The organism is Labrenzia sp. OB1, from assembly GCF_001624695.1.
In the GTDB taxonomy this organism is placed as follows: Bacteria; Pseudomonadota; Alphaproteobacteria; order Rhizobiales; family Stappiaceae; genus Roseibium.
The window spans coordinates 24,770-41,912 of sequence record NZ_JSEP01000012.1 but is presented as its reverse complement, the minus strand read 5'-3'; the positions used below and the strand labels follow the sequence as shown (position 1 = coordinate 41,912).

Genomic DNA, 17,143 nt, shown 5'->3' with positions numbered 1-17,143 from the left:
TTCGCTGTTTCGGATATTTACACGCCGGTCGCGTGCGTCACTGTGCGGGCGTCATGTCGAAGGCGCGCATCCAGTCATCGCCGCGTGGCGTGTAGTCCACCTTGGTGGACACACCGTAAGTGGCGGGTTGCGCATAGAGGAAGAGCACGGGAGCCTCGTCACACATGATTTCGGTGGCTTTTTTGTAGGCGGCTTCGCGAACTGCGACATCTGTCGTGGTTGCGCCAATCACCAATTGTTCGTCAAAACCGGTGTCGTTCCAGTAGGAATATTGGTTGCCCGGTTTGAACAGTGTGAGCAACCCGTCCGCGTCGATCGTTGGCCATGCCTGGCCGAGCAGGGACAATTGGCCCAGATCGCCGGCCTTGCGGTACTTGTCGAGGTAAGCGCCGAATTCCATCGTGATAATGTTGGTTTTTACGCCCACATCGCCAAGCATTTGCGCGACCGCCTGGACAACTTCCTCGCCTTGCAGGTAGCGATTGGAGGGCAGTTCGAATTCGAATGTCTGGCTCAGATCGACACCGGATTCCGCCAGCAGCTTTTTCGCCATCTCGGGGTCGTATGGGTATGCGGTGAGATCATCGTTGTAGCCAAAGTAATTTGGCGACAGAACCTGACACTTCGAGGGGTTGGCCAGGCCACCAAACAGGGCGTCCGCAATCAGCTCCTTGTCCACGGCGTAGTTGAGCGCCTGGCGGAACTTCTTGTTGTCCAGGGGCGTTTTCTCGGTGTTGTACTTGATAAAGATCGACCTGGTGCTGTCCACGGCACCGGCTTTCGCAGAGCCGCTTTCGTTGATTCTCGCGATTTCCGAGGCAGGCACGCTGCTGATCAGATCAACCTCGCCCGCCATGAGCGCCGCGATACGGCTTGCGGTTTCGGGAATGACCCGGAAGGTGACGCTGTCAAACTGCGCAGGGGTCTCGCCCCAGTAGTCCTGGTTCGGCTCCAGGGTGATATGATCGCCGGGGACGTTTTCTGTCAGGCTGTATTTGAAACCGGATAGCGTAGAGGTTACGGGATCGTTTTCCGATGCCCATTTGGGCGGCAGGAGCATGAACATGGACAGCTGCGCCGGCAAGGCCGGGAAGGGGGCCTTTGTCTTGATCTCGAACTCGGTGGGGGAGAGGATGTTGACGCCGTCGATCTGCGCAAACCAGGAGGAAATGCGCATTTTCTGTTCGGGGTTCGTCACCCTGGCGATGTTCCAGGCAACGGTTTCCGCATCCAGCGGTTCGCCGTTGGCGAAAGTGGCGCCTTCGGTCAGTGTGAACTTCCATGTGAGGTCGTCGACGGCCTCCCAGGATGTTGCAAGCGACGGGGTGAGCTCCTGATTGGGCGCGCGCAGGATCAAGGTCGGGTAGATGTGGCTGAGCACGGACAGATCGAGGTTTACGGATGCCGATGCATGCGGATCCAGCGTGTTCACGGCGGACGTCTGGGCGATCGTCAGATCCATTGCCATCGCTGCGCCTGCGAACGAGGTTGCAAGGGCTGTAGAAGCGACAAGTCTTGTAAGATAATTCATTGTGTTCCCCGTTAGTGTGTGGATTGGAAGGTGAGCCATTCAGCTCTTGTTATTTTTTGTGCTCGAGCACGAAATGACCGGGTGAGACCTCGATCATTCCGGCTTCGCGTGGCGGTATGTTCTCCGACACGGCGAAGGGAGGGCGGTCCGGCCGTTTGCGATCCGGATCAGGCACCGGGATCGCGGCCAGAAGCGACCGGGTGTAGGGGTGTTGCGGGTCGGAGAAGATGTTCTCGGTGGGCGCGATTTCGACAATGCGTCCCCGTAACATCACGGCAACCCGCTGGCACAGGTAGCGCACCATGCTGAGATCGTGCGCGATGAAGAGATAGGCCAGGCCCATCTGGTCTTGCAGGTCCTGAAACAGGTTGATGATCTGCGCCTGGATCGACACATCAAGCGCGGTGATCGGCTCATCCGCGACGATGAAGGCCGGTTCCAGCGCGATGGCGCGGGCGATGTTGATCCTTTGCCGCTGTCCGCCCGAAAATTCATGCGGGTAGCGGGTCATGAACGAGGGATCGAGCCCAACGAGTCTGAACAGGTCCGCCACGCGATCCGTCAGGGCCGATCCCCCGGCCACCCCATGCACCACGAGCGGTTCGGCCACAAACCGCCCGACCTTCATGCGGGGATTGAGCGCCGAATAGGGATCCTGGAAGATCATTTGCATCCGGCGGCGAAAGGGTTTCATCTGCTGCGGTCCCAGTATGGTCAGTTCTGTGCCGGCAAAGCGGACAGAGCCAGAATCCGCGGGGTCCAGTTGCAGCACTGCCCGTCCGACGGTCGATTTTCCCGAGCCGCTTTCGCCGACAAGTCCAAGCGTCTCGCCGGCGGCAACCTGAAAGGACACATCGTTGATCGCGTTGATCACCGGCCTGGGACGCCCCAGAAGGCTCTTGCCGCCGCCAAAGCTGCGCATCAGATTTTGAACGTCCAGAAGGGGAGCCGGGATCATGAGCTTGCCTCCGCATCCGCGGCCTCTCGCGCCAGAAGCGCGGGCAGGTCGTACCAGGCGGCAAATTGGTGGTCTTGTGATCCGTCGACATTGCGCAAGGGAGGGACCTCGGTGTGGCAGCGCTCCGTTGCAAAGGGATTGCGCGGTGCAAAGGGGTCGCCGGCGGGCATGTTCGCCATGTTGGGCGGGCTTCCGGGGATCTGGTACAGCCGCTTCTGGGTACGCGCGCCTTCGGTGGGAAGGGATTTAAGCAGCCCCCAGGTGTAGGCCGAGCGCGGGTCGTGAAAGACCGCGCGCACCGGGCCGCGTTCCATGATCCGCCCGCCGTACATCACCTGGACGGTGTCAGCCAATTCGGCCACAACGCCCATGTCATGGGTGACCCAGATCACAGTGGTGCCGAAGTCCGCCTTGAGCTTTCGCACAAGGTCCAGAATCTGTGCCTGCACGGTCACATCCAGGGCAGTTGTGGCCTCGTCAGCGATAAGGAGGCGCGGATTGCAAGCCATGCCGATAGCGATCAGGACCCGTTGGCGCATGCCGCCGGAAAACTCGTGCGGGTATTGTGAAAGGCGCGCCTCCGGGTGCGGAATGCCGACGATATCGAGCAGTTCCACCATGCGCGCCTTCAGGGCGTGGCCCCTGAGGCCGGTGTGACGTTGCAGAACCTCGCGCAACTGGCGTCCCACGGTCAGAACCGGGTTGAGCGAGGACATCGGATCCTGAAACACCATTCCGATTTGTCCGCCGCGAATTTCCCGCAGGGCGCGGTCGGACAGGGTCATCAGATTTTGCCCGTTGAACCACGCCTCGCCCGAAACGATCCGTGCCGGCGGTGTTGGCAGAAGACCGAGCAGGGCCAGGATATGCACCGATTTACCCGAGCCAGATTCCCCCACGATTCCGAGGGTTTCCCCTTCCTCGACACGGTAACTCAATCCGTTGACAGCCTGGACGGTCCCGCCCGGGGTGTCGAATTCGACCGTGAGATTGCGGATGTCCAACAGGGCCGTCATGTCACACCTCGATATAGCCGCCACGCGACCTGGTCAGGAATTCATGTCCGGTCTCGGTGATCAGGATCGTGTCGGAGATCTGCGTCGAGACGCCTTGGTCCGGAATGCGCAGGTTGGGTTCAAGCGTGAACATCATGCCCGGATCCAGGATCACATCGGTTACGCCATCCAGCGAGAAATGCTCATGCGCACCGATGCCGATCGTATGGCCTATCCGTCCCGGTATATTGCGCGCATAGCCCGTATCGGTGAGGCCGCGTTTTGTGATGTGGTAGAGATCCGCAAGGGGGGTGCCCGGTTTCATCACCGGCGTGATCTCATCGCGGATGGCCAGGATCGTCTCGAGCGCGCGCCGATGGGGCTCCGGGGGCGTTCCTATCGCGACGGTGCGTTCGTTTTCGGCGTGAATGCCGTTGGCCACGGCCCAGATGAAAATCGCACAGAGCTCGCCCGGTTCGGGTTTGCGCACAATGGAGTTGTCGCAGTTGCGGAACATGCGCGGCCCGGACAGGACCCAGGTGGCCAGACCATTGACCATGCCGCCCTCCAGACCACCGAAATCCGCGACCTCGACACTGTCAGGAAGATGCTTGGCCCAGTGGTTGTTCATCGCCATAAGCGAGGCATTGTGCGCGTCGCGCTCCGTGCCGCCGCCCGCCAGCGCAGCGATGGCCGCGTCCATGCCGCGATCCGCCAGATCCGCCGCGATGCGCGCATGGGCGATCTCGTCTGGGTCCTTGATGATACGACAGCGATCGATCAGCTTCGAGCTGTCGACCAGTTCGGCCCGGGGCATCAGTTCGGCCACGGTTTGCCAACGCGCCATGGGAGTGGCATCCGCTTCCAGTCCGACCCGGCCCTGCTTCAGGCCTTTCTCGGCCAGGATCTCGGCCAGGGCGTCTTGCCACCTGGGCCCCATGGTCTTGGTGGTTGACCAGACTCCATAGGCGCGAATATCGCTGACAAAGCCCTCGTCCCGGCCGTGTGCATCGCGCAAGGCATGCACCAGCAAGGTCGGCTCGCCCGACGCGGGCAAGATCATGACAACGGGGTGCGAATACAGGATCGGATTGAAACCCGACATGTAGAACGTGTGTTCCGGCTTGAACGAGACCAGCACGTCGATGCCCTGGTCAGCCATCGCGGACTTCAGGCGGGCGATGCGGGGGCGAGGGGTGTGCGGATCTTGGCTCATTTGGCGCTCCGTGTTTTTGGATCAAAGTAGTCGCGCAACCAGTCGCCAAAGAGGTTTACGGACAGAACTGTCAGGACGATCGCGAGGCCGGGGAAAGTCACGGCCCACCACGCGGAGGAAATGTAGACGCGGCCATCGGCCAGCATCCGTCCCCAGGAAGGGGTGGGCGGCTGTACGCCCAGGCCCAGGAAGGACAAGGCGGAATCCATGATGATCACCCGCGCCAGTTCCAGCGTTCCCACCACCAGGGCGGGGGTCAAGACATTCGGCAGGATGTGCAGAAACATGATGCGCAAAGTAGAGGCGCCGATTGCATGCGCGGATTGTACGAATTCGCGCTCCCTCAGGCTCAGAACCTGAGCGCGGATGATGCGCGCGTAACGGATCCAGGAAGTCAGCGCCAATACCAGCACCACGTTGCGCAAAGAGGGGCCGAGCGCCGCAACCACCAGAAGTGCCAGCAACATCAGCGGTACGGCCAGCTGGATATCGACCAGCCGCATCAAAATCCGGTCAACCAGGCCACCTTTGTAGCCCGCCAATATACCCAGGATCGTTCCCACGATACCGCCCAGAACAACCGCCGTTGTGGCGACCAGCAGGGTAATGCGCGAGCCATTGATCAGTCGTGACAGGATATCGCGTCCCACCTCATCGGTGCCCAAGGGATGCGCGCCCGGGGTGAATAGGCCCGTCCAGGTCGGTCCTACCAACCGTGCGCGCAGATCGCCTCGGGTGGGGTCCGGGAGGTCCAGAACGGGCGCCAGCAGGGACACCAGAACGATGACCATGATCAGCACCGCCCCGACGAGGCCCGCCTTGGATCTATAGAGGTCTGTGAGGAAGTGTTTCATTCGATCGTCCCTTCAGCGCGCCTTGCGGATACGCGGGTCGAGGACCCCGTATAGTAGATCGACGAGGAAATTGATGAGCACGAAAATCGCGGCGATCAGCGTGATACCCGCCTGGATGATCGGAAAATCCTTGGCCTCGATGGCCTGAATGATGAGACGTCCGATGCCCGGCCAGGCGAAGACCGTTTCTGTCACCACGGACCCGCCCAGGAGCTCGCCCGTAAGGATCGCGGTCATTGTGACCACCGGGATCAAGGCGTTGCGCGCCACGTGCCAAAAGAAGACTGTCGAACGCAAGAGGCCCTTGGCCTTGGCCGTCCGGATATAATCCTCTTGCAGGATATCGAGCATCGAAGAGCGCAAAAGGCGCGCTATTGAAGCCGATACGAAAACAGCCAGGGTCACGGCCGGCAAGATGAGGTGCCAGATCGTGCCGTAGCCGCCCGTAGGCAGCCAGCCCAGATTGACCGCGAAGCACAGGATCAGCATGATTCCGAGCCAGAACACCGGCGTCGCCTGACCCAGGAGCGCAACGGCCATGACCAATAGTTCTACGGCGCTGCCACGTTTGAGTGCGGCGACAGACCCTGCCACGGCGCCGATCACCAGGCCTAGGGCTATTGCGGTCAAGGCCAATGTGGCCGTGGCGGGGAGACGTTCCAGCACCACGTCCATGGCATCACGGCCATGTTGGAAGGACGTGCCGAAATCTCCCTGCAAGGCGCTGGTCACGAAGTGGAAGTATTGCACCATCAGCGGCTGGTTGAGGCCGAGTTGATCGCGCAGGGCCTCGATGTCGGCAGCACTTGCGCCAATAGGCAGGAGCAGGGCCGCCGGATCGCCCAGCACCCGTGTGACGAAGAACACGATGGTAACAACGCCCCAGATCGCAAGCATGGATTCGCCAAGACGGCGGAGGAAAAAGCCGATCATGGAGAGGACCGCTTCAGCGCCGCATGCGGCCTGTCCCAATGTGTCGCAAGAGTTCCGGCGGAGGCGTCAAGGAGAAGGAGAAGGAGGTTCATTTCGCTGTCTCCAGCAGGCTCGGCGTCGCATCGACCCATTCATCGCCGCGCAGTTCGGGGACGTCGTAGGCTTGCAGCCCTGCGAAATGCGTCTCGACATCCTCGGCGAACAGCTTTGCGGCAATGCCGCGCGTCAACCGATCCGCACCGGCGGAAATTGCCGGGATATCTCCGGACAGCTTGCCATGGCTGAGCATCGCGGCATCGTTGAAGCAGTGAATTTTCTCAAGCATGGGGCAGCTGCCTTCTTCCTTTTCCAGGAACTGGAAAGCATCGCCGAGATAAGGCGCATCGAGCATGAAGGGGCGCGGCGTTCCCATCGAGGGCTCGAATATGCCGTCTTTCCAGGTGCGGATGTGGGGAGCGAAATCGGAAAATTCGTCGCGACCGATGAAGTCGTTGCGAAATCCGGTCGCGGCAATCACGAAATCGGCGTCGAACTTTGCCACAGGTGTTGTCAGCACCAGACGATCCCCCTGTTGCGTAACGCTCTCGACAGGGCAGCCCAGGAAGATGCGGGCATTCTTGTGTTGCGTGACACGCCGGGTGGAACTGCTGGGAGGAGGCACCTGCTGGCTGTTGACGTAGTCGTTGAAACGATACTTCCAGCGGTCCGGCAAGTATCGCATGCCGTGCACCACGCCCTGGCTTCCGATGCCCGTCATCTTGTTGATCCGTGGCATGTCCTTGCGGCGGATCAGCATTTCGAGCGCGCCCGCGCCGGCTTCAAGGGCTGTGGCGGCGTTGTCCATGGCGGAAGCGCCCGCGCCAATGACAACCACCTTCTTGCCCTTCAATGTCGCGAAATCGATGTGATCGGCACTGTGGGCCCAGAACTTGCGGTCGATCCCCTGCAGGAATGCCGGCGTGGCGCCTCCGCCCAAACCGGACCGGCCGGTGGCCAGAACCAGATGGCGGCAATATTCCACACGGCTGCGGGAATCGTGTTCCAGCGTGACAGCGATCAGTCCATCCCGGGCCGCGGCGACTTGTGTTACGCGGGTGTCATTGGTGACCGGCAGCGCAAGCACCTTTCGATACCAGCGCAGATAGTCCATCCAGATGCCCTTGGGGATTTTGTCCATCCGTTCAAAGGCGCCTTCGCCCCATCGCGCTTCGAAAAAGGCGCGGAACGTCAGGGACGGAATGCCAAGGCACGGTCCCGCCAGCGTCTTGGGAGAGCGCAGCGTCTGCATGCGGGCAAAGGTTTCCCATGGCCCTTCCTTGCCCGCGGGGGCGGCATCGAACAGGGCGATATTGTCCACACCGGAGAGTTTGAGCCTGGCAGCCCCGGCAAGACCGCACATTCCCGCCCCGACAAAAATGACGTCAATGACCGCCTGTTCCCGCTCTATGCGTTTTGGCACCCAGGGTTTTGCCGGCAGTTCCAGCAAAGTCAGGTCTTTGGCAATACGGTTTTCAAGCGCCTCTAGGCCGGCGGAGTACTCAGTCATAGTCAGTCTTTGTCTTGGAGGAGAGGGTCGTATCAAGGCGGCGGACCTGCGGGATCAATGTGCCGAGCGTGGCTTCGCAAATATCGAAAAACACCTGCATTTCACGATCTTCTGCAGCGTTGCCTGCCATGAAGAAGCCGAAGGAGAACTCAATATTCTCCGCCAGCGGGCGCAGGATGACCCCGGGCGGGGTAGCGCCATAGGCAGTGATCGGTTCCACGACAGCCGTGGCGCCAAGCAGGCTAACGAATTGCAGGGCTGCGATGGAGGAGTTGGCCTTGACCACGCGCTCAGGGCGAACACCCGCTGTGTCCAGGGCTTGTTGGATCCGGCCCTGAAGTCGCGTCTGATCGAGCATTGTCACGAGGGTGTCTCCGACCGCCTCGGTCAGGGACACCGGCAGAATGGCAGGAAACTGTGCTGCGCGGCTTTCAGGCATGGCGACCACAAGCGGGGCGCTGAAAACCCGCTCGGCCGTGACTCCGGGCACATCGAGCGGCAGGGAGGCGAAGCCTATCCGTGCGTTGCCACTGCGCAAATCCTGAGCGACAGCATTCGGTGCGGCGAGCATCAACTGGATGTCTTTCGGGCGTTTCGCCTTGGGCCAGCGTTCAATCGCGTGCGGCAGGAGACCGGTGCCAAGCGCCGAGGTGGCCGAAATAGACAGCGGGATCTCCATCTGGCCGGCGCGGGCCCTGGTGCGGGTGGGCAGATCCTCGAACATCGCGAGCATGCGCCGCGCTTCTTCTTCGAATGCGATCCCCTCGGTGGTCAGCGAAATACGCCGCCCGACCCGCTCGAACAATGCAAAGCCAAGAGTTTTCTCCAGATCCTGGATGCAACGCGTCACGGATGGCTGTGATCGTCCAAGAATATCAGCGGCCAGCGTGACCGAGCTGGTTTCCGCGACTTTGAGGAAAGTGATGAAGTCTTTCTGATTCATGCATTATATCAAAAATGAATTGAAAGGATAAATCAATCCATTTTTCGCATAATGGGAAAATTCAGGCAAATTCTGCTGCATGTGCCGGGTTTTAAGGCATTGAAACAAAGCGCCCTCGCTTCATACCGTCCGCGCGAGGCACGCATGCATGAAGCGAGGGCTTTCTGTTTCTAGTGTCCGGGTCTCAGCTGGCTACTCGGGCAGAATCAGCGCACCGCCATCCAGAAATGCCTCTATGGCGGCTTTCCATGGAGCCGGATCGAAACCTTGTTCCGCCAGCCAGTCGTTGTTGTAATAGGTCTCGGAGTAGCGTTCTCCACTGTCGCAAATGATGGAAACCAGCGACCCTTCACGGCCCGCCTCGCGCATATGCGAGGCGATCCAGCAGGTACCGAAAAAGTTGGTGCCTGTGGAGCCGCCAACCTTGCGAAAGAGACGGCTGGAGAGCACCTGCATTGCCGCGATCGAGGCGACGTCCGGAATGCGGATCATGTGGTCAACCACGTTCGGCATGAAGGATGGCTCGACGCGGGGGCGGCCGATGCCCTCGATGCGGGAGCCCTTGCCGCAAGTCACGTTCCTATCCCCGGTCTTGTAGCAATCGAAGAAGGCGGAATACTCCACGTCGACCACGCAAAGCCGGGTTTTCAGGTTCTTGTAGCGAATGTAGCGCCCGAGCGTCGCCGAGGTGCCGCCGGTCCCCGCGCTCATGACGACCCAGTCAGGGACGGGATGCTCTTCGTGTTCCATCTGCGCGAAAATGCTTTCGGCGATGTTGTTGTTGCCGCGCCAATCCGTGGCGCGTTCGGCAAAGGTGAACTGGTCGAGATAATGTCCGTTTGTCTCTTCGGCGATGGCTTGCGCGGCCGCATAGACCTCGCCGGAGGACTCGACGAAATGACATCTGCCGCCCATGCCCTCGATATCCGAGATTTTCTGGCGCGAGGTGCTGCGTGGCATGACGGCTATGAAGGGCAGGTTCAGGAGCCGGGCAAAATAGGCTTCCGAAACGGCGGTCGATCCCGAGGAAGCCTCGACCAGGGTGGTGCCTTCCATGATCTGACCATTGCAGATGCCGTAAAGCACCAGCGAGCGCGCAAGGCGGTGTTTGAGACTGCCTGTTGGATGGGTGCTTTCATCCTTCAGATAGATGGAAATCCTTTCCAGACCGGAAAAAACCGGTTTGACCAGGTGGGTGTCAGCCGAGCGCCGTGCATCTCCCTGCAACAGTGCGATGGCACGACGGGCCCAATCGCGTTCCGGGCATTCGGGCAGAGGAGAAAGGTCGCGGCAATCACCAGCGTGCGAGTTCATGTCAACATCCGATCACGGCTTCGATTTCGACCAGTGCTCCCTTGGGCAACGCGGCCACCTCGTAACAGGCGCGCGCGGGGAAGGGCGCCTGGAAAGCCTTGCCATATTCCTCGTTGAGTTCGGCGAAACCGGAAAGATCGGTGAGCAGGATCGTGGTTTTCACGGTTTTGGAGATATCGGTCCCTGCAGCCTCGGCGATGGCCGCGATGTTCTTGAGACACTGGCGCATCTGGCCGACCGCATCCTCGGAGGCAAATTCGCCGGTCGCGGGATCAATGGGCAATTGGCCGGAGACAAACAGCAGATCTCCGGCGCGCATGGCCTGACTGTAGGGGCCAATGGCGGCTGGAGCATTGGGCGTGTCGATAGGCGACATGGGAGGAGTCCTTTGAAGTGAGTGTTCAGCTCAGCTTGAATGGCCAAGCGGATGCATGAGGCGGTTGGCCCAGCCAAAAATGGCGATGGAATGAATAAGGTCCTGAATCTCTCCGTCGTCCATACCCTCCGAGCGCAGGGCCTCGATATGAGATTGATCGGCGCGGGGTGGAGTCATGGTCAGCGCCTCGGCAAAGTCCATGATCGCCGCGTCCCGCGTGCTCAGGGCATCCCGCCGCCCGGCGTAAAGTGCCGAAGTGGCGCAGGGGCCCGACAGTTTGGCGTGCTGGCGCGCATGCACGTTGGCACAATACATACAGCCATTGACCAGGGAGGCGCCGAGTGCGCCGAGTTCGCGATCCTGGCGGGGCAAGCCGCCTTCAGCATACATGATGGCGTTAAACAATTCAGTGCGCGCCACGTAGCTGTCCGGGTCGTGCACGAGCGTGCGCACATAGGGCGACACCTTCTTGGCCGAGGGCGTAACCTTCATTGCGGCCAATTGGCGCTCGGTGGCGTCCGCGATCTCGACCGGCGGCAGATAGGGTGTCCAGGACAGGGGCTTGATCTTGATCCGGGCGATCGCATCACGCATTGGCGTTATTCCTCAACAGCGAGAGCCCGTGCACGACGCGCATCTCGAAACACACCTGCGCCAGGAGCTCTGACAGGGCGATGATCTGGGACACGGAAAATCCCGCGGACAAAAGATCCTGCAGATGGGCTTCCGAGGCCTTGGCGGGTGTCGCAGCGATCATGTCCGTGTGGCGCGCCAGGGCCGCGAGGCCCGGATCTGACGGCAGGCCACCCTCAGCCAGATCCTGGAACTCGGGGGCGTCCGGGGCAGGATAGCCAGCCAGGAAGGCGGCATTTGCGCCGAAGGCTGCCGCCCGATGGGCAACCGCATGGCGCAGATCCGGGGACAGATCAAGATCGTCTTCAGGGTGCAAAACGGCCGCGCGGCAGGCCTCTGCGCCGCTTACAAAGACCGGTCTGCGGGCTCTGAGCTGATACATTGCGTCCCCGGAGGACACTCCAAGGGCGGTGTTGATGGCGTCTTTCGCGGTCATATAGAGACTTTCGGTAGCCTTATTCGGTTGGGTGTCCGGTTTGGATCCCGGGGCAACAACGACGGGGTCAGCGATTTGCAGGCCCCATCACCAGATCGGGCAGCCACAAGGTGATGATCGGGAACGCCGTAATCAGAATGAGCGCCACCAAGGGCGGAATCAGCAGAGGCAGAACCGCTATGGACAGGCGCTCGAATTTCACTCCGGACACGGCGGACATCAGATAAAGGCCGACGCCCATGGGCGGCGTGGCGATCCCGATCAACAGGGCCAGAGTGATGATCATGCCGAATTGCACGCGGTCGATGCCAAAGGCATCCGCGGCGGGCAGCAGGAGCGGCAGAAGAATGATCTTGGCCGGTGTCGCTTCCATGAAGCAGCCGATCACGATCAGCAGGACCACCACGAAGACAAGGAACAGGGCGCGGCTGTCGATCGCATCCAGAAATCCGGTTGCAAAGGCCTGGGGAACCTGCTCGAAGGCGAAGAGCCAGCCCATGGTCTGTGACGCACCGATGATCATCATGATAAGCGCCGACAGAAGCGCGCTTTCCTTGAGCGAGTTCCACAGCATATCGAAAGTCAGGACGCGATAGGCCAATCCTACGAGCAGGGTATAGACGCAGGCGATCACACCGGCTTCTGTCGCTGTGGCGAAGCCGAAAATTATCGCACCCAGGATTATGGCGGGGGCAACAAGGGCGGGAATACCCTGGAGGACCGCGTGCTTGATGGAGGCCATGCTTCTTGGCTCCTCGCGCGGCATCTCCTGGAACACGCACATCACGCGGATGTAGGCGATGAAGGAGGCGGCCACCAGAACCCCCGGCACGATCCCGGCCAGGAACAGGCGTGCAACGGATTCATTGGCCAGCCAGGCGTAGACGATCAGGCTGATAGAGGGCGGCACGATGGGACCGACCAGAGAAGTGGCCACGGTCAAGGCTGCGGCGAACTCATGAGAATAGCCGCGTTTGCGCATGGCGCGCACTTCGATCTGGCCCAAACCCGCGATATCGGCGGTCGCCGCACCCGAGACGCCGGCGAAAATAAGCGAGGCGACGACATTCACATAGGCCAGGCCCGCGCGCACACTGCCGATCAGGGCGAGAGCGAAGTTGAAGATCTTGTCGGTCATGCCGACGGCATTCATCAAGTTGCCCGCAAGGATGAAGAACGGAATGGCGAGCAGGGCAGGCTTGCTCGCGCCTTCGATGATTTGCTGCGGGAAAACGAGGGAGAAGTCCATCAAGTTGGCCCAGAACAGGCCCGCAACCGTGCCGGCGCCGATGGCGATCGTCACCGGCACGCCGAGCATCATGAGCAGCATGAAGCATCCGATTACCACAAATCCGAGGGTCATTTTGACTGTCCAGACTCTAGCAGGTCGCGCGGTGTCGTACGCGGATAGGGAATGATCTCACCGGTCAGGACGTGCAGCGCATGCAAGCAGAAGTGCACGACAAGGAACAGTGCGGAAACGAATAGCGGCAGGCTGGAAACGTAGATGGGCAGTGCGATCGTTTCCATGTGGCCTGTCTGCATCGCGGTGAGCTCCAGCGCGGGCGACAGGACCATGTACATGAACAGCAGGCCAGTCATGTCGGCAAAGATCGCCAGTGCGCGGCGGATTGCCAACGGCATGCGCGCGGCGATCAGGTCCACGACCACATCGCGGTTTTCACGCATGTAGACGTAAACGCCCAGGCAGATCATCCAGATGAACATCAGCATGGTCCAGTGAAACACCCAGTCATACGCATCGTTCAGCAGCGAACGGCTGAGGATGTTGATGATGTTGATGGTCAGCATGACGAGCAACAGAAGGGCAATCGCGGCTTTGAAAACCACCGCGATTGCGTCCAGACCTGTTCCGGCCAGGGAGAGAACTCTTCGCATTATTGCGCGCTTTTCCGGGCAGCTTCCACGGCGCCCATCAGGCCCGCCGGCAGTTCACCGGACGCTTCGCGAGCAGCGTAGAATTCTGCCGCCTTCGCCAGTATTTCGGAGGTGTCGAAGCTGTCGGAATAAGTCACGCCATCCAGTGCCTTGATCCGCTCGACAGTTTCATCCGCACCTGAGAAGATCGCCTCCCAGGCAAAGGCGGCCGCATCCGCGTGGGCTCTTGTCAGAGCGTCCCTGTTTTCGTCGGACAATGCCTGGAAGGCCTCGTCGTTCATCAGGAAAGCGATGGCCTGAGGATATTCATCGGTGCGGATGATGTTCGGGGCCACTTCATAGAACCGAGTGGTTTCAATGAGTTCGAGCGGCGAGGTGACGGCATCCACGATGTTGCGGTTGATCGCGTCGTAGACTTCGCCCCAGGACAGTACAATGACCTCGGCCCCCAGGTTCGACCAGGCATCGATCACCAGCTGGCTGTTGAACTGGCGGATCTTGCGTCCCACGAGATCTTCGGCCGAGGTGATGGGCTCCACGCTCAGCAAGGTGCGGAACGAGCCGCGGGGGAAGGCGGGGGCATCGCCCAGGACGGAAATGCCCGAGTTTTCCGTCACGCCGTTGAGCCAGCCTTGAACCATGTCCCCGCGGATGAATGCGGCCCAGTGCTCATAGTCGTCAAAAAGGAACGGCGCGGAGGAATAGCGGATGTTTTCTTCCCAACGCGCCAGGAATGTCATGGCTGAGGGAGCAAGCTGGATCACGCCAGCGCTGAGCTGTTCGATCACGGCATCCATTTTCCCGATCTGAGAGTTCGGGAAGATCCTGATTGTCAGATCGCCGTTCGAATATTCGGCCACTTTCTCGGCCAGAACTTCATAGGCCTGCCCTTCAATGCTGTCGGGAGCCACCATGGAGCTCAGGCGCCATGTTTCGGCGGCGACAGGAAGGGTGGTTGTGGCCATGAGGGCCACCGCAGCGGCGAGGCGGGGGAAATGAAACATGTGAGAACTCCGGTCGGTTGTTGCTTTTTGGGCTTGTTATTATCTCGATTATGCATGATGATACGTACATGATGTCAATAGTAAATAATAAAAAGTTCGACCTCAAGGCACTGGAAGCCTTTTTGGCTGCGATGTCTTGCGGATCCATGACCAAGGCCGCCGCTTATCTCGGTGTTGGCCAGCCTGCGGTAACCCGCATGATCAAGGAACTGGAGGTCGCTGTCGGCTTTCAGCTCTTTCATCGCAACGGTCCGCGCATATCCCCGACCGATCGTGGCCTGCGATTTCACGAGGAAGTCCAGCGCGTCGTTGCAGGTCTGCGCCAGATCGGACAACGCGCGGAGGCCATCCGTACGGAAAAGGTCGCGTCCATCGACATTGCAGCGACGCCGACAATGGCCGCGGGCCTTTCCGGGCCGGCGCTGATGATGCTGGCGGAGGATTTGCCCCACCAGGTGAATGTCCAAACCATGAATGCGGAGTATGTGATCAGGGCGCTGCGCAGCCGCACGGCGGACTTCGGCATTGCAGCCAATCCGATCGATCATGCCGGCATGGTGCGGCACGTGGTCTGTGAATCGCGCCTGGTGGGGGTTGTTGCGGAGAACTGGCCACTTGCCAGTTCCCCGGACCCTCTGTCGTTGTCGGTCTTTGCCGAACGGCGTTTGATCACGGTGGGCAACGCCTTCCGGATCCGTCATGCCATCGACCAGGCCTTTCAGAAACTCGACATCAGTCCACCTTCCGAATTTGCGACCAACACTTCGTTGAATGCGGTCATGGCGGCGCGTTCCGGTCTCGGGGTCGCCATCGTCGACCCTGTTACCGCCTATGGCGTGCCTGTGGCGGGCGTGAAAATCGTCCCGCTGGAAACCCGGATACCCTATGTCTGGGAGCTTTTGAGCGATGCTGATCGTGCTTTGTCGCGGCATCTGAGCGCCTTTGTCGATGCCTTTCGCCGGGCCTGTGTCGCCACGGTGCCCGACTGCGTCGTGACAAGCGCCGGGGGCGATGCGGTGCTCGCAGATATTCATCAATCTTCGTAGGGAGTTGCTCCATGACAGAGCCGACAAGTCTGGCGGAGTTGGAAGCCGACTACGCCCGCCAACGCACGTTATTGAACCTGCCCCCAAAACCCTGGATGCCCGTCACCAAGGGGCCGACGGGCGAACCCGTTCTGGATGTTGCCATTGTGGGGGCCGGGCTTTGCGGTCTTGTGGCGCATGCCGCCCTGGAGATGGAAGGCATTACCAATGTGCGCCTTCTTGACCGTGCACCGGCTGGACGAGAAGGCCCCTGGATCACCTTTGCGCGCATGGAAACACTGCGCACGATCAAGGAAGCTGCCGGTCTGGCCCTGGGAATACCCGCGCTGACGTTCAGGGCCTGGTTCGTGGCGCAATGGGGGACGGCGGCCTGGGACGACATGACGCTGGCGCCCCGCACCATGTGGATGGATTACCTGAACTGGTATCGCAAAATGACCCGGCCGGATGTGCTGAACGATTGCGATGTCACCGAGATTTCGCCTGAAGGATCGTTTTTCCACCTGCGCACCAGCGCCGGCGACATCTGGGCACGCCGGGTGATACTGGCGACGGGACTTGACGCCCTGGGCGCTCCGAAACTGCCGAGGGTCGCACAGGGACTGCCCGAGGGCACTGTCTATCATTCCGCGGATGTCTTTGACATCGACCGTCTCAAGGGCAAACGGGTGATCGTGGTGGGAGCCGGGGCGTCTGCCATGGACAACGCCGCCGCTGCTCTGGAGGCCGGATGCGCGCGTCTCGATCTGCTGGTGCGCCGCCCCACCTTACCGGCCATCGACAAATTCACAGGCACGGGATCGCGCGGCATGACGGTCGGCTACGTGGCACTCGAGGACTCTCAGAAATGGGACCTGATGAACCTGGGAGGCCGGTTTCCCGTGCCCCCGCCGGCCCACTCGGTCGCGCGTGTCGCCCGTCACGGCAATGCCCATCTGCATCTCGGCGCGCCGATCCAGGCCATGTCGCACGGGAAGAACGGTCTTTGTGTGCACACGCCGGACGTTCGTCTCGAGGCCGATGTGGCGATTTTCGCAACGGGCTTCGGCATCTCTTTGCAGGATCGGCCTGAACTGTCGCAACTGTCGCCGCATTGGCGTACCTGGGGCGATGTGGTCGGGGCAGGGAAGGCCGCGCAGAACCCGGACCTGGCCGCCCATCCGCACCTCAACCCGGATTTCACCTTTGCGGAACGCACACCAAACGCCTGTCCGGCGTTGGCGCGGCTTAGCTGTTTTGCCTATGCGGCGGTGCCGAGCCACGGCAAGGTTACCTCGGGAATTCCGTCTGCAACAGAGGGCGCCCGGCGCCTGGCGACCGGACTGGTACGCTCGTTTTTTGCCGAGGATGCGGGCTTCCATCTCGACCGGTTCGAGTCCTATGACACCCCTGATTTCTCACCTGACATCTGGCCCGCCACCCAGCTCAGCGTGACCGCCTGAGACCTCTTCCAACAAGG

General features: G+C 60.7%; 17 protein-coding genes. 2 read left to right on the top strand and 15 right to left on the bottom strand.

The window, feature by feature from the left end; all coding sequences use genetic code 11:
- Positions 1 to 37 precede the first annotated feature (37 nt).
- From OA90_RS16600 to OA90_RS16530, 15 genes are all read right to left on the bottom strand, one after another.
- Entirely contained in the window at positions 38 to 1,531 is a 1,494-nt protein-coding gene (locus OA90_RS16600) for an ABC transporter substrate-binding protein (RefSeq protein ID WP_068414311.1), read from the bottom strand.
- 49 nt (positions 1,532 to 1,580) lie between these two features.
- Positions 1,581 to 2,489: an ATP-binding cassette domain-containing protein gene (locus OA90_RS16595; RefSeq protein ID WP_068414308.1), complete on the bottom strand. Its 909-nt coding sequence runs from the start codon at positions 2,487 to 2,489 to the stop codon at positions 1,581 to 1,583.
- Entirely contained in the window at positions 2,486 to 3,505 is a 1,020-nt protein-coding gene (locus OA90_RS16590; protein ID WP_068414304.1) for an ABC transporter ATP-binding protein, read from the bottom strand. The genes OA90_RS16595 and OA90_RS16590 overlap by 4 nt, the downstream gene beginning before the upstream one ends.
- 1 nt (position 3,506) lies before the next feature.
- Entirely contained in the window at positions 3,507 to 4,700 is a 1,194-nt protein-coding gene (locus OA90_RS16585; RefSeq protein WP_068414299.1) for a Xaa-Pro peptidase family protein, read from the bottom strand.
- The gene (locus OA90_RS16580) at positions 4,697 to 5,554 is read right to left on the bottom strand and encodes an ABC transporter permease (RefSeq protein WP_068414296.1); all 858 of its coding nucleotides are present in this window, start codon (positions 5,552 to 5,554) and stop codon (positions 4,697 to 4,699) included. Before OA90_RS16580 ends, OA90_RS16585 begins: the two co-directional genes overlap by 4 nt.
- Before the next feature lie 12 nt (positions 5,555 to 5,566).
- Entirely contained in the window at positions 5,567 to 6,487 is a 921-nt protein-coding gene (locus OA90_RS16575; RefSeq protein WP_068414295.1) for an ABC transporter permease, read from the bottom strand.
- A gap of 88 nt (positions 6,488 to 6,575) precedes the next feature.
- Positions 6,576 to 8,033: an NAD(P)/FAD-dependent oxidoreductase gene (locus tag OA90_RS16570; RefSeq protein WP_068414291.1), complete on the bottom strand. Its 1,458-nt coding sequence runs from the start codon at positions 8,031 to 8,033 to the stop codon at positions 6,576 to 6,578.
- Positions 8,026 to 8,976 carry a LysR family transcriptional regulator gene (locus tag OA90_RS16565; protein WP_068414284.1) on the bottom strand — a complete coding sequence of 317 codons (951 nt, stop codon included), beginning with the start codon at positions 8,974 to 8,976 and terminating at the stop codon, positions 8,026 to 8,028. The genes OA90_RS16570 and OA90_RS16565 overlap by 8 nt, the downstream gene beginning before the upstream one ends.
- Positions 8,977 to 9,168: 192 nt before the next feature.
- Positions 9,169 to 10,290: a PLP-dependent cysteine synthase family protein gene (locus OA90_RS16560; RefSeq protein ID WP_068414281.1), complete on the bottom strand. Its 1,122-nt coding sequence runs from the start codon at positions 10,288 to 10,290 to the stop codon at positions 9,169 to 9,171.
- A gap of 1 nt (position 10,291) precedes the next feature.
- A complete protein-coding gene (locus OA90_RS16555; protein ID WP_068414277.1) occupies positions 10,292 to 10,666 on the bottom strand; it encodes a RidA family protein in 375 nt (124 codons plus the stop codon).
- A gap of 30 nt (positions 10,667 to 10,696) precedes the next feature.
- The gene (locus OA90_RS16550) at positions 10,697 to 11,260 is read right to left on the bottom strand and encodes a peroxidase-related enzyme (RefSeq protein ID WP_068414274.1); all 564 of its coding nucleotides are present in this window, start codon (positions 11,258 to 11,260) and stop codon (positions 10,697 to 10,699) included.
- A complete protein-coding gene (locus OA90_RS16545; RefSeq protein ID WP_068414272.1) occupies positions 11,253 to 11,735 on the bottom strand; it encodes a hypothetical protein in 483 nt (160 codons plus the stop codon). Before OA90_RS16545 ends, OA90_RS16550 begins: the two co-directional genes overlap by 8 nt.
- A 67-nt stretch (positions 11,736 to 11,802) precedes the next feature.
- On the bottom strand, positions 11,803 to 13,098 hold the full coding sequence (locus OA90_RS16540; protein WP_068414270.1) for a TRAP transporter large permease: 1,296 nt from the start codon (positions 13,096 to 13,098) through the stop codon (positions 11,803 to 11,805).
- Positions 13,095 to 13,634: a TRAP transporter small permease subunit gene (locus OA90_RS16535; RefSeq protein ID WP_068414265.1), complete on the bottom strand. Its 540-nt coding sequence runs from the start codon at positions 13,632 to 13,634 to the stop codon at positions 13,095 to 13,097. Before OA90_RS16535 ends, OA90_RS16540 begins: the two co-directional genes overlap by 4 nt.
- Complete coding sequence (locus OA90_RS16530) at positions 13,634 to 14,638, bottom strand: TRAP transporter substrate-binding protein (protein WP_068414262.1); 1,005 nt, start codon at positions 14,636 to 14,638, stop codon at positions 13,634 to 13,636. Before OA90_RS16530 ends, OA90_RS16535 begins: the two co-directional genes overlap by 1 nt.
- A 50-nt stretch (positions 14,639 to 14,688) precedes the next feature.
- Between OA90_RS16530 and OA90_RS16525 the strand changes: the two genes are divergently transcribed.
- Both OA90_RS16525 and OA90_RS16520 read left to right on the top strand, forming a co-directional pair.
- On the top strand, positions 14,689 to 15,684 hold the full coding sequence (locus OA90_RS16525) for a LysR family transcriptional regulator (RefSeq protein WP_279625822.1): 996 nt from the start codon (positions 14,689 to 14,691) through the stop codon (positions 15,682 to 15,684).
- An 11-nt stretch (positions 15,685 to 15,695) separates the two neighbouring features.
- Positions 15,696 to 17,126, top strand: coding sequence for an NAD(P)/FAD-dependent oxidoreductase (locus OA90_RS16520; protein WP_068414259.1), 1,431 nt, complete (start codon positions 15,696 to 15,698; stop codon positions 17,124 to 17,126).
- Positions 17,127 to 17,143: the final 17 nt, after the last annotated feature.

What these genes read in the sequence shown, in the direction of transcription:
- OA90_RS16545 (WP_068414272.1), bottom strand. Translation starts at nt 11,735, where the DNA reads ATGACCGCGAAAGACGCCATCAACACCGCCCTTGGAGTGTCCTCCGGG.
- OA90_RS16570 (WP_068414291.1), bottom strand. Translation starts at nt 8,033, where the DNA reads ATGACTGAGTACTCCGCCGGCCTAGAGGCGCTTGAAAACCGTATTGCC.
- OA90_RS16565 (WP_068414284.1), bottom strand. Translation starts at nt 8,976, where the DNA reads ATGAATCAGAAAGACTTCATCACTTTCCTCAAAGTCGCGGAAACCAGC.
- OA90_RS16580 (WP_068414296.1), bottom strand. Translation starts at nt 5,554, where the DNA reads ATGAAACACTTCCTCACAGACCTCTATAGATCCAAGGCGGGCCTCGTC.
- OA90_RS16555 (WP_068414277.1), bottom strand. Translation starts at nt 10,666, where the DNA reads ATGTCGCCTATCGACACGCCCAATGCTCCAGCCGCCATTGGCCCCTAC.
- OA90_RS16540 (WP_068414270.1), bottom strand. Translation starts at nt 13,098, where the DNA reads ATGACCCTCGGATTTGTGGTAATCGGATGCTTCATGCTGCTCATGATG.
- OA90_RS16595 (WP_068414308.1), bottom strand. Translation starts at nt 2,489, where the DNA reads ATGATCCCGGCTCCCCTTCTGGACGTTCAAAATCTGATGCGCAGCTTT.
- OA90_RS16600 (WP_068414311.1), bottom strand. Translation starts at nt 1,531, where the DNA reads ATGAATTATCTTACAAGACTTGTCGCTTCTACAGCCCTTGCAACCTCG.
- OA90_RS16590 (WP_068414304.1), bottom strand. Translation starts at nt 3,505, where the DNA reads ATGACGGCCCTGTTGGACATCCGCAATCTCACGGTCGAATTCGACACC.
- OA90_RS16525 (WP_279625822.1), top strand. Translation starts at nt 14,689, where the DNA reads ATGCATGATGATACGTACATGATGTCAATAGTAAATAATAAAAAGTTC.
- OA90_RS16550 (WP_068414274.1), bottom strand. Translation starts at nt 11,260, where the DNA reads ATGCGTGATGCGATCGCCCGGATCAAGATCAAGCCCCTGTCCTGGACA.
- OA90_RS16560 (WP_068414281.1), bottom strand. Translation starts at nt 10,290, where the DNA reads ATGAACTCGCACGCTGGTGATTGCCGCGACCTTTCTCCTCTGCCCGAA.
- OA90_RS16520 (WP_068414259.1), top strand. Translation starts at nt 15,696, where the DNA reads ATGACAGAGCCGACAAGTCTGGCGGAGTTGGAAGCCGACTACGCCCGC.
- OA90_RS16585 (WP_068414299.1), bottom strand. Translation starts at nt 4,700, where the DNA reads ATGAGCCAAGATCCGCACACCCCTCGCCCCCGCATCGCCCGCCTGAAG.
- OA90_RS16535 (WP_068414265.1), bottom strand. Translation starts at nt 13,634, where the DNA reads ATGCGAAGAGTTCTCTCCCTGGCCGGAACAGGTCTGGACGCAATCGCG.
- OA90_RS16530 (WP_068414262.1), bottom strand. Translation starts at nt 14,638, where the DNA reads ATGTTTCATTTCCCCCGCCTCGCCGCTGCGGTGGCCCTCATGGCCACA.
- OA90_RS16575 (WP_068414295.1), bottom strand. Translation starts at nt 6,487, where the DNA reads ATGATCGGCTTTTTCCTCCGCCGTCTTGGCGAATCCATGCTTGCGATC.